The 11563-nt window shown below is 64.5% G+C and carries 11 protein-coding genes; 3 read left to right on the top strand and 8 right to left on the bottom strand.

Annotation, left to right across the window (positions count from 1 at the left end):
* Nucleotides 1-75 precede the first annotated feature (75 nt).
* Nucleotides 76-930, top strand: coding sequence for a CHAD domain-containing protein (locus tag B6V73_RS13515; RefSeq protein ID WP_168174900.1), 855 nt, complete (start codon nt 76-78; stop codon nt 928-930).
* On the opposite strand, the gene B6V73_RS13510 is transcribed toward B6V73_RS13515, so the two are convergent.
* A complete protein-coding gene (locus tag B6V73_RS13510) occupies nt 927-2573 on the bottom strand; it encodes a lysine--tRNA ligase (RefSeq protein ID WP_088719592.1) in 1647 nt (548 codons plus the stop codon). The genes B6V73_RS13515 and B6V73_RS13510 overlap by 4 nt on opposite strands.
* Before the next feature lie 105 nt (nt 2574-2678).
* Between B6V73_RS13510 and B6V73_RS13505 the strand changes: the two genes are divergently transcribed.
* A complete protein-coding gene (locus B6V73_RS13505; RefSeq protein WP_075774054.1) occupies nt 2679-3101 on the top strand; it encodes a tellurite resistance TerB family protein in 423 nt (140 codons plus the stop codon).
* Between the two features lie 54 nt (nt 3102-3155).
* Here the strand turns inward: B6V73_RS13505 and dacB are convergent, their stop codons facing one another.
* From dacB to B6V73_RS13470, 7 genes are all read right to left on the bottom strand, one after another.
* Nucleotides 3156-4583, bottom strand: coding sequence for a D-alanyl-D-alanine carboxypeptidase/D-alanyl-D-alanine-endopeptidase (dacB, locus tag B6V73_RS13500; protein WP_088725487.1), 1428 nt, complete (start codon nt 4581-4583; stop codon nt 3156-3158).
* Between the two features lie 50 nt (nt 4584-4633).
* Nucleotides 4634-5251 carry a nicotinate-nucleotide adenylyltransferase gene (locus tag B6V73_RS13495; protein WP_088725486.1) on the bottom strand — a complete coding sequence of 206 codons (618 nt, stop codon included), beginning with the start codon at nt 5249-5251 and terminating at the stop codon, nt 4634-4636.
* A 27-nt stretch (nt 5252-5278) separates the two neighbouring features.
* Nucleotides 5279-6397, bottom strand: coding sequence for a GGDEF domain-containing protein (locus B6V73_RS13490; RefSeq protein ID WP_168174899.1), 1119 nt, complete (start codon nt 6395-6397; stop codon nt 5279-5281).
* 110 nt (nt 6398-6507) lie between these two features.
* Nucleotides 6508-7119, bottom strand: coding sequence for a heme NO-binding domain-containing protein (locus tag B6V73_RS13485; protein ID WP_088725484.1), 612 nt, complete (start codon nt 7117-7119; stop codon nt 6508-6510).
* Between the two features lie 60 nt (nt 7120-7179).
* Nucleotides 7180-8913, bottom strand: a complete 1734-nt coding sequence (locus B6V73_RS13480; RefSeq protein WP_088725483.1) for a DUF4153 domain-containing protein — start codon at nt 8911-8913, stop codon at nt 7180-7182.
* A gap of 53 nt (nt 8914-8966) precedes the next feature.
* The gene (locus B6V73_RS13475; RefSeq protein WP_075774048.1) at nt 8967-9671 is read right to left on the bottom strand and encodes an HAD family hydrolase; all 705 of its coding nucleotides are present in this window, start codon (nt 9669-9671) and stop codon (nt 8967-8969) included.
* 46 nt (nt 9672-9717) lie between these two features.
* Nucleotides 9718-9996, bottom strand: a complete 279-nt coding sequence (locus B6V73_RS13470) for a DUF3572 domain-containing protein (protein ID WP_075774047.1) — start codon at nt 9994-9996, stop codon at nt 9718-9720.
* 143 nt (nt 9997-10139) lie between these two features.
* Here B6V73_RS13470 and B6V73_RS13465 point away from each other — a divergent pair, with 143 nt between their 5' ends.
* Nucleotides 10140-11534 carry a diguanylate cyclase gene (locus tag B6V73_RS13465; RefSeq protein ID WP_088725482.1) on the top strand — a complete coding sequence of 465 codons (1395 nt, stop codon included), beginning with the start codon at nt 10140-10142 and terminating at the stop codon, nt 11532-11534.
* Nucleotides 11535-11563: the final 29 nt, after the last annotated feature.

Below are 11563 nucleotides of genomic sequence, written 5' to 3'. Positions count from 1 at the left end.
CGCTTCGCAGATGACAGCGTCATGCGCCTGTCATATCCTCGCGCCACATCGGGAGTGCAGCCGAGAGGAGCGCAGATGGTCTACGCCATATCCCCCGACGACAAGACCCCAACGAAAGCCCTTCGCCGCATCGCGCGCAGCGAGCTTGGGACGGCCATCAAACTGGCTGGGAAACCCGATCCTTCGGTTCACGCCCTGCGCAAGGCGATCAAGAAGACCCGCGGCCTGATCCGTCTTCTCGCGCCGCACTTCGCCGATTTTCACAAGGAAAACGAGGCCTTGTCCGAGGCTGCCCGCGGCATATCCGGCCTGCGAGACGACGAGGTGATGCGCGCCTCGTTGATCCGGCTGGGGCGCGAAGGGCCCGATCTTGATGGCGCCTCGGCGGCCCGCACCATGCTCGAAGCACTCCCCGCAACCCCGCCCCCGAAGGAAGGCGATATTTCGACATTCGTCAAACGCGTCACGGAAATCCGCAAACGCGCAAAGGATTGGGAGGTCAGCGCAAAGGGCTGGCCCGCCTATGAGACCGGATTGCACGAGACCTTGAAAGATTGCCGCAAGCGTCTGAAAACCGCCCAGAAATCACACGCTGGCGCAGACCTCCACCATTGGCGGACGCGGGTGAAGCAGCACTGGTATCACACCCGCCTGCTCGCCCCAATCTGGCCCGAGATGCTGCACCCACGCGAAGACGCGCTCGACACTCTGGGCGAGTTGATCGGAGATCATCACGACCTGCATGTGCTCGAGATGAGGGTGCCCGAGCATCTCGATCCCGAAAGGGCCGAGGCGTTGCTTGCATTGATACGCACCGAATCTGCCCGGCTCGAGGCCGAAGCCTTCACTCTCGGCGCCAAAATATTCGCCGAGCCCCCCGAGCCGCTCTGCGACCGCTGGGGGGCTTGGTTCGAACTCTGGAAAGCCTAGGCGACCAGTTCGCCCGCCAGCGCCCGCTCGATCAGCGCGACGGTCTCATCGACACCGTAAAGCGCGATGAACCCGCCGAAGCGGGGACCTTGGCTCTGACCTAGGAGTACCTCGTAGAGCGCCTTGAACCAATCGCGAAGGTTGGCGAATTCGTGGTTCTTGCCGACCGCGAAGACGACCGATTGCAGGAACTCATCACTGTGGAAATCGGCCTCCGGCAGCGGCTCGTCGTTGCCTGCCGCCGCGTTCTTGCGCGCGATCTGATCGAGCGCCGCCTCTTCCGATTTCAGCGCCTTGGCCAGATCTTCCAGCGCCGCCCGCTCTTGCTCGGAGGGCGCGCGGAAGACCAGCGTGGGTTTCACGAAGTCCTCGAAATACTTCAGCGCGAAGCCTGCCGCCTGATCGAGGTCCGGATTGCCTTCCGGGCTCGCCTCGGGCGCATAGCGCTTGATGAAACCCCACAGCCCTTCCTTCTCGGTCGCGCCTGCGACGCTCGCAAGATTGAGCAACATCGCGAAAGGCACCACCATCCGGCTCTCGGGCGGATTGCCGCCATGGATGTGCCAGACCGGGTTGTTCACCTGCTGCTCGATCGGCTGATCGGGATAGGCCCGCAGCTGCTGGTGATATTCGTCCACCGCTTTCGGGATCACGTCGAAATGCATCCGCTTCGCGGTCTTCGGCTTGAGATACATGAAGTAGCTCAAGGACTCCGTCGCGGCATAGGTCAGCCACTCGTCGATCGAAAGGCCGTTGCCCTTCGACTTCGAGATTTTCTCGCCATTCGCGTCGAGGAACAGCTCATAGGTGAAATGCTCCGGCGCACGCCCGCCGAGGACGCGGCAGATACCGTCATAGATCGGCGTGTTGGTCGAGTGATCCTTGCCATACATCTCGAAATCGACGCCGAGCGCGGCCCAACGCATCCCGAAATCGGGTTTCCACTGCAGCTTCACATTGCCACCGGTGACCGGCAGCGTCCATTCCCGCCCTTCCTCGTCGTCGAAGGTCACGGTGCCGTCGCGCGCGTTGACTTCCTTCATCGGAACATACAGCACGCGGCCCGTCTCGGGATGGATCGGCAGGAAGCACGAATAGGTCTGCTGACGCTCTTCGCGAAGCGACTTCAGCATGATTTCCATGATCTGATCGTATTCGTGGGCCGATTTCATCAACATCTCGTCGAACCGGCCCGACTTGTAGTAGTCGGTCGCGCTCGCGAATTCGTACTCGAAGCCGAACGTGTCGAGGAAACGGCGCAGCATCGCGTTGTTGTGGTTGCCGAAGCTGTCGAAATCGCCGAACGGATCGGGCACCGAGGTCAGCGGCTTCTGCTCGTGCTGGCGCAGCATGTCCTGATTGGGCACGTTGCTGGGCACCTTGCGCATCCCGTCCATATCGTCCGAGAAGCACAGAAGCTTCGTCGGGATATCCGAGATCACCTCGAAAGCGCGACGGATCATCGTCGTGCGCGCAACCTCCCCGAACGTGCCGATATGCGGCAACCCCGACGGCCCGTAGCCCGTCTCGAACAGGACGTAGCCCTTCTCCGGATCGCGTTTCTCGTAACGCTTGAGCACCCGGCGGGCTTCCTCGAAGGGCCAGGCCTTGGATTTCATCGCAGCGTCACGCAAGCTCGTCATTGCATACCTCATGAAGGCGCCCCGTGCGCCCGGTCGCGCCTGACCTATTGAAGCGAAGGGGGACAGTCAATAATTAGCACTCGAACACCATCAAGGAGCTCCGACTTGCCAGACGTTCTCTCCTCGCTTTCGCCCCAAGACGCGCTCGTCGCCGTGATGGTCGCGGTGTCCGCCGCCGACGAGGACGTGCCGACCTCGGAACTCGTCGCCATCGAGCGGATCGTGAACCACATGCCGATCTTCGCGGGCTACGATTTCGACCGCGTCTCCCGGGTCTCGCGCTCTGTGTTCACACTGTTCGAAGAGGAAGACGGGCTCGAAGCGCTGTTCGGCCTGGTCCGCGATGCGCTGCCCGAGCATATCTTCGAGACCGCCTATGCGCTGGCCTGCGACGTAGCTGCGGCCGATGGCACGATCCGACAGGCCGAGTTGCGTCTGCTGGAGGAGATCCGCGGCGAGCTGGCGATCGACCGGCTGCACGCCGTCGCCATCGAATGGGGCGCGAAAGTGCGTCACGTCACGCTCTGATCCTCGGCGGCACTTCGGGCGGGAACGCGGCATGTTCACCGCCCGGATCGCGCCTCACCCGTAAATCCCGGCCCAACGTTCCAGTAGCTGGCTCTGCAGTATTTTCGACGCACGCACCCATTGCACCTGCCCCGGCGGGCGCGGTGCGGAGCCCGCGCGCCGGCGACGGTCGAGATCGGCGGTGAAGATCGCAAACACAAGCTCGGTGCCATCCGGCGCGGTCATGTAGCCCGCCAAGGTCGAGACGAAATTCAGCGTCCCGGTCTTGGCATCGACGCTGAACGGCTGCGATTTCGAGGCCCTACCCGTCGCATCGCGCAGCTTGAAAGGTTTCATTAAGCTGCGCAGCCCCATCGGTGCGCCAAGATTGCGCAGCGCCGCGACCATGTCCTGCGGCGAAATCTCGGCATCGGCGCGCAACCCGGAATGGTCGGTGAACCGGGCCGAGCGTGCGCCCGTGCGCTGCTGCAGCCATTGGGTCATGGCCTGCCCCGATTGCATCAGGGAACTACCCGCGCCCAGCCGTTTGCTGACCGTCATGCCCACCGCCTCGGCGGTGATATTGGTCGAGTATTTCATCATCGCGCGCAGCACTGGCACAAGCGGATCGCTTTCATGGCTTACCAGAACCGTGCCGCCGGGCAGATTGCGCGCCTCTTCCGGCGCGGGCAGCGGCGTGCCTTGTGCGCGGGCCAGCGTCTGGAACACGTCGCCCGCATAGGCCGCGGGATGGCGCACCGGCAACCAACGGCTTCCGCCACGCCCCAGAGCCGCCGAGGCGACCGTCCAATGCTCTACCCCGCCGCGATCCGAATAGGTGAATGTGGGTGAGGACCGCTTCGCGATCGAGGCTTTCGCTGTATAGGCCTGAGGCTGCACGTCGCGCCCACGCGCGTCCATGCTCAGCGCCCAGCCGCCCCCGGAGCGACGCCATTGGAAATGCACGCGATTGAAATTCAGCATCAGCCCGGAGATCGACGGGTTGTAGCCTGCGAAAATCGGCTGATCATTTGCGATCTCGCTCTTGTACGGAAGCGCGCCGGCCCAGGTCAGGAACCGCCCCGTGACGCCCTGCACCCCCTTGGCTGCGAGCGACTTCGCCATCGCATTGAGATCGTCGGTCGTCAGCGTGGGATCGCCACCGCCCGAGAGAATCAGATCACCCTGAATCCGCCCGCCAGAGATTGGCCCCGTCGCGATCAACTGCGTACCGAAGCGGAAATCCCCGCCCAGTTGCTCCATCGCGTAAATCGAAGTGATCGATTTGAGCGCGGAGGCGGGCGGCATCGCTTGGCCGGGATTGCGCTGTTCAAGGATCTGGCCCGTTTTCAGATCTGCCACGACATAGCCGACATCGCCGCTCAGCCCCGCCATCCGAACCAGTTCGGCGGCTGCGGGCGCCTGACCCAAAACCGTTTTCGGAGTGACGAAAAGCGCGGCGCCACCCAGCAATGCAAAGCGACGCGATATCGTTAGCGGCATGGCGATTCCCCCTCGGCGTTAGCCCGAGCGTAGCGCGCCCTGCGCCGTCTTCAAGCAGGCGTCGATGCCCCCCAGCCGCCTTTCTCGCGAATTTCCGTGGAGGAAATCGACGACATCGGGATGTTTACGAAGCACCAGCGTGGCGCTGGCCCGTCGAGCAGGCGCTGCGAGGCAACCGCGGGCAATTCGGCCCGCGCATAGATGCGCGCCGCGCGCGCCCAACGCCCCGGCATCCGCCAGCCCGGACGCGCCAGAACGCCGACCGACACGCTTTCTATGATCGTCCGCCAATGGTCCCAGCGATCGAGCTGTACGAGGTTATCCGCTCCCATCAGCCATGCGAAATTCACACCGGGATAGAGCGCACGCAGCGCGGTGATCGTGTCGGCGGTGTAGCGGGTACCGAGCCGCGCTTCGATATCTGTCACCACGACCCGCGGGTCTCCCCCGAGGATGGCCCGTGCACTCGCGATCCGCTGATCTAGGGGTGCAGGCCCATGCGCCTTGAGCGGGTTGCCGGGGCTCACGACCCACCAGACCCGGTCGAGGTTGAAACGGCGCAGCGCCTCGCGCGTGATCAGCACGTGGCCTTCATGCGCAGGATCGAACGACCCGCCCAGAAGACCGATGCGCTGTCCGGCGCGGGCAAATGGGAAACCTTGTCTCATGCGCTGCCCTTACCCGAAGGCGACCGGTCAGGAAAAGAGCGTTTTATGCGTATCAGACGCCGAGTTAGGCGGTCGCGGGCGCCTGCGATCAGCCTTTTCGGACGATCTCGACCCGAAACGAAGGCATCCGCGCCCTGCTGCCTTCGCCGCATAGGTTGCCCGGTCGACATCGCTCTGCAGCGCCCCGATCACAAGCTTCTCGTAGTCGCGTGACGAAACCGCGCCGACCGATCCGGACACCAGGCACTCCTGGCCCTGATACCATTTCGGTGTCTCGATCTGTTCGATAATCCGCGCCGCAAGAGCTCTGACCTCCGCGTAACTCGGAGCGCCCCGCAGCAGCACGAGAAATTCGTCGCCGCCCATGCGCGCAACAAGATCGTCCTCGCGAACGCTTTCGCACAGGTTGCGGGCCACACGTTGCAACACGTAATCCCCTGCCGCATGGCCCCGACTGTCGTTGATCGCCTTGAAGTGGTCGAGGTCGATCTGCAGCAAAGCGAAATGCGCCGCGTCATTCGTCGCGTGATCGACTGCCTGCGCAAGCGCCTGCGCCATTGCGCGGCGGTTGGCGAGTTTCGTCAGCGGATCGGTCAGCGCCTGTTTCTCTGCCGCTTTGCGGGCCTGATCGAGCCGCCCGGTCAAGGCTCGCAATTCTTCCATCACGAGCGATTTGGCTTCTTCCAGGTAAAGCATTTCCATCGCGAGATCCGCGGCGGAGAAGTCGCGTTCTGTCAGGTCGAACTCCGCCACGAGTTCACGCAGGTGAATACCGAAGCTGAAATTGAGGAGCATATCGCCCGCAGTCGCGCCTGCAGATGTCTGCGCAGATAGCCCCACATGGCTGACGACCGCGCCACGCAGGCTCACCTTAGGATGCATGCGCAGGGTGACATGCAGTACCTCCTCCGCCATCAGCGCACCAAGCGAACGCCCGCAGCGACCGGCCTGACCATCGCAATCGCGTGTCTCGCAATTCCTGCACAAGGTATCCGTGCAAAGACGACCTGTCGCCCCTCGTCGCGCGACCGCGAAAAATCGTGCGAACGGCGCGCCGAGGATCTGCGCCTCGGGCACACCGAGCACTTTGCGCAACGTGCGGCCGACGCCAAGGATGCGCGCCCGCTCATCTATCCAGAGAAACATCGGCAAAAGCCCGGTCAGGAGGGGCAGCCAATAGGCCTGGCCGCCCCGGTCAGGCGGCGGCACAGTCGGTGCAGCCCTCGGGGCAACAGTGGTTTTGGCCGGTGCGCCCATCACACCTCTCCAGTCATGTGCGCTAGGGCGAATTGACGCGCCTCGGCATGGGCGGCGTCGAGCAGTTGGATTGTCACCACCTCTTCCGCCGGCTCGAATATCCGCGAGTCGCGGCCTGCCCTGCTCTGCGGCATTTCAATAAGCGCGAGGCTGCCATAGTCATCCGCCATCGCGCGCAGAATACCCGCCAGCACCGCCCCCCAGCCCGGCACGTCCCCGATGACGCGAAGACGAAACTGGCCCGACTCGGTCGCAACGAGATGAAGATGCGGCAGTTCGAGATCGGGCAACGCCATTCGCGCGCGGTCGTGCAACTCGTTCAGCGAATTCAGGAACCCGCGATAATCGCACCCGCCATAGCGCAACAGGCGCCGCACGGCTTCGCGCGTGCACAGATGCGCACCAAGGTCCTCGAGCAACTCGGACCGTTCACGCCCCAACGCGTCGCAAGCGGCATCAATCAGCCGCAAGGTTTGCGCATCGGCATATTGCAGCAGCGGTTCATAGCCTTCACTCGGCAGCTCCGCGCACCGCCTAACACGCGCGCAGAGCGCCGCCCCGTGGGTGTCGGTCAGGAAGTTTTCGATAGAGCGGTTGATCAAGCCGAGCATGTGCCCTCCTTCCCGCCACGCTAGCGACCAGAAGTTAACAAAGCTCCAAAATCGCTCGGCTCAGCGCGAGAGCGGCAACAGGCGCAGCCCACCGGCCTCGAGCGACATGATCCCGCTTGGGACGACTTTCATCTCGCCGCGCTTGATGGCGGCGATGACAGGTGCCAGATCGACGCGGAAGCGCGGTTCGCCCTGCGCGTCGACCACGCTACCCCACCCGATCGAATCCCAAGCGCCATCCGACTGGCGCAGAACGTAGATCGCATCGCGATCGGGCAGATGCAGCAGGACCATCGCCTCGTCGCCGGGTACATCTTTCAGGAAATCGGCCTCGATCAGGGCGCAATTCGCCGCAGCGCCCTCGCCAGAGGCGCAAAGCCCCGACGCGACTTCCGGAGCCCGCGCGCGGATCGCATCGAGCAACGCATCCTCGGGCGGCGTCGCTCCGGGCGGCAGCACGAGATCCCGGCGCAACTGGGCGCGCGCCGCACTATCCCCTTCGCCCCCATCCGCCGACGGGCGCAGACGCGCCAAGGCGGTCGCGAGCGCTCGATCATCACCGGCTTGGGCCTCCAGCTCCGAGTAGGCCGACTGCCCGGCAAGCCCCCATTGGTTTTTCAAGGCGTAGAGCGGCAGGGCCCCCGCAGTGATCCGCCCGTCGCGATAGAGCGCCAGTTGCGAGCGCGCGGCGATGGCATTCGCATCCAGCACTGGCGTCAGCCACGCCAGAGCCGCGAGAAACAGCACGCCCGCCATCGCGATATTGATCCGCCGCAGGCGCGCCATCCAGCCGCGCCCCAGCAGGACAGAGCCGGCATATCCCAGTGCATATCCCGCGAGCAGCACGATCAGCACCGCCTGCGCCACGCGCCCTGGCGTCCAGCCCTGCGCCGTGACGCTTTGCCAGCCAGTCCAGGCCGCTGCGCCGACCAGCACGGGCAGCGCCAGCGCCAGCCCCTGAGCCGACAGCCGCAAAACCTGGGCCCGCACTGCGCTGTGATCGTCGCGCTCCACGCCGATCGAGATCAGCGTCACAGCGGCCACGGCCATCGCCAGCAGCGTCTCGATTTGCGAGAACCCGATCAGCGAGACCTGCCCGCGGCGCGCAATGAACCCGGCCACGAAGATCACGGCGACCAGCAGGACGGGCGGCAACAACAGCCTGAGAAGCCGCAGTATGAGGGTAGGAGAGATCATCTCCTCCAACTCGGTCACCACCGCCAGCCCGAGCCCGAGAATGCCGCCCGACACGGAGAAGGCGAATAGTTTCTGGCGCAGAAGCTGACGCAGGAAATCGAGGTCCACGCTTTCGAGCAGGCGCGCCGAGAGATAGAGGACGAGCCAGACCATCCCGAGGAAAATACACGCGGCGGCATAGCGCACGACGATATTCCATGCATGAAGAAACAGCGCTGGATAGTCGTTCCACGCGAGACCGCCACCCCGCGCCACGGCCATCGCGAAGGGCATCGGCAGCGTCGCCAGAACCGCGAGCGCGAGCATCTCGAACGGCATGAATCCCGCCAGCGACTCGGTCGGAGAATAGCCGAGCGACGCCCACCAGCCGAGCAGCGCGACCGGAAACGCAATCAGCGCCGCCGCACCGAAGGCCTTGCGCCAGCCGATCTCGCCCAGCATCGCCAGCGCGGTTGCGAAGAACACCGTTCCCAGAACCGAGACGCCGAATTGCCCGTGGGCGTCGAGCGGCAGCGCCGTCTGCAACTCGCTATCGAGAGCCCAGAAGAACACGCCCGCCAGCAGCCCGAGCAGAATATGTTGCAAACGTAGTTGCATGCGTCCCTCTCCTGTTCTTGCGCGAGGCTCTCGCGCGCATCCGACGCGTCTCGTCAGCCCGCGCGCTGTGCGAGCCAGTCGGGAAGCCCCCCGATATGATCGAGCACGGCATCGGCCAGCGGAGCAAGATCGTCCCGCATCGCTGGCCCGCTCAATACGCCGATCGCGATCATCCCCGCCGCGCGCGCCGCGTGCAGATCATGCTGGCTGTCTCCGACCATCACCACCTCCGCCGGGTCCAGACCGAGCGAGTCCGCAAAGGCCAGAAGCGGGCTCGGCGTGGGTTTCGCGCCATGCCCGCTGTCATAGCCGATGATCAGGTCGAAAAGATCGGTGATGCCCGCCTGCGCCGCATGCGCGCGCGCCGAGGACTCGGCGTCGTTCGTGCAAATACCCAGATGCAACCCGCGCGCGCGCAGATCAGACAGAAGCTTGCTCAGCGGCACCGGCTCCACCAGCGGCACATCATGCGCTGCGCGCTCCAGCTCGATTACGAGGTCGTCGAGCGTGCGCCCCGGCAAATGCGGCAGCAACAATTCTGCCGCCTCCCGGACCGTGCCCGCGATCACCGGCGAGTGCGGCTCGAACTCCACCCGCTCGAGGTCGAACCCGATCGCCTCGGCAAGCCGCGCGGCCTGACTGGTGTCTTCGGCCAACGCCTCGATCTGCAGCTTCGCCCAAGCGCCCCATGTCGCGTCGAAATCGAAAAGCGTGCCATCCTTGTCGAACAGCACCGCCCGTATCTTGCCGCCTGCCATCTGCGATCCGCCCTCCCTTTGCGGGCAGATTGCCCAAAGCGGGGCGTCAGGTCCAGTGGCGCAGATCGCCGCGCCCGAGAACCGCGCGGGCCTGCATCAGCGCCTCGGGCTGCACTCCGAGGTCCTGCGCGCAATCCAGAACCACCTGATCGTCCTGCAGGACATGGTCGAGAACCCCTGCGAGGAAGTCCGGATCGCTCGCCTGCGCACGCAAATCATCCGCGCTCGCCCCGGAATTGGCGAGGAATGCACCGATCAACTCTTCACGGCTGACGAGCCAACCGAGGGTCTGCAATGCGAGCGTGTGAGCGTTTTCTTGCCGCATGGCGGATCCTTCTCTGTCAGGGGAAACGCTTTGTTAACCTATAGATCGCTAAGGTCAAGAAAAGGCGCGTCCAGAAGCTCGCGCATTCGCGATCGCCCTGCCGCAAACCGGAGGACGCAAGAGGTTGTAAGGAGTAGCCTGGAATGCCGGGAACGATCCTCATCGTTAATGACGTGGCGACCAATCGCATCGTGCTGAAGGCGAAGCTGACCGGTGCGCGCTACAACACGCTGCAAGCTGCGAGCGCAGCAGAGGCGCTCGCCCTCGCCACAACAGAACGGCCCCGCCTGATCCTGCTCGACATCACCCTGCCCGACATGACAGGGGAGGCTGTCATCAAACGGCTGCGGAACGATCCACAGACACGGCGCATCCCGATCATCGCGATGACGCAGCGCGACATTCCGGAGCTGCGCGTGGCGCTGCTGGCGGCCGGGGCGAACGATGTCCTCGTCAAACCTTTCGACGAACTCGTGCTGCTCGCACGTCTGCGCAGCCTGATCCGCGCCCATGCCGGCGACGAGGATTCGGCCCTGCGCGAACAAACCTGCCGGGCACTCGGTTTCGCCGAGGCCGCGAATGAATTCGCACCTCCCGCCCGGATCGCGATGATCGCCCCCGACCCGACCGAGGGGATGCGCTGGAAAGCCGCGCTCGCACCGCGGCTCGAGGCCAGTCGGATCCTGTTGACCAGTTACGAACAGCCCTGCGGCGGCGACCCCGCGCGCCGCCCCCCCGATCTCTTCGTGATCGGCGCGGATCTCGTGCATCGCGGGGACGGGCTGCGGCTGATGTCGGAATTGCGCTCGCATCCAGAAACGCGCCACGCAGCGATCCTGATCGCGTGCATGCCCGAAGCCTCGGAGACGCAAGCGAGCGCGCTCGATCTAGGGGCGGACGACCTTCTGCCCTCGGATATCTCCACGCCACTCGCAGCACAGGAAACGGCACTCCGGATCGGCGCGCAGCTGCGCCGCAAGCAGCTCTCCGATCAACTTCGCCTCTCGGTCGATGAAGGCTTGCGTCTCGCGCTGGTCGATCCGCTGACCGGGCTCCACAATCGCCGCTACGTCAATGCGCATCTGGCTCGCATGTCCGAACGCGCGCGCAGCACCGGCCGCGGCTACGCGGTGATGCTGCTCGATCTCGATCGCTTCAAATCGGTGAACGACACCTATGGCCACGGCGCGGGAGACGAGGTGCTGACCAATATCGCCCGTCATCTGCGCCGCAGCCTCCGCGACGTCGCCCTGATCGGTCGCATCGGCGGCGAGGAGTTTCTCGTGGCGCTGCCGGACAGCTCGCTCGATGAGAGCTATCGGATCGCGGAACGGCTCCGACGTGATATCGAGGAGACGACAATCACGCTTCCGGACGGAAGCAAAATGCAGGCCACGATCTCGATCGGCCTCGCATTCGGCGGCACCCGTCGCGACGACCCACAGCATCTTATCGACGAGGCCGATGCGGCCCTTCTCTGCGCTAAGGGAAGCGGCCGGAACCAGGTCTCACTCGCCCCTCACACGAACGCAGCGTGACGCCTGGAAACAGCATCACGCCACGCATG

It is taken from the genome of Thioclava sp. JM3 (assembly GCF_002213185.1).
In the GTDB taxonomy this organism is placed as follows: domain Bacteria; phylum Pseudomonadota; class Alphaproteobacteria; order Rhodobacterales; family Rhodobacteraceae; genus Thioclava; species Thioclava nitratireducens.
This window is presented reverse-complemented; position numbering and strand designations above follow the sequence as displayed.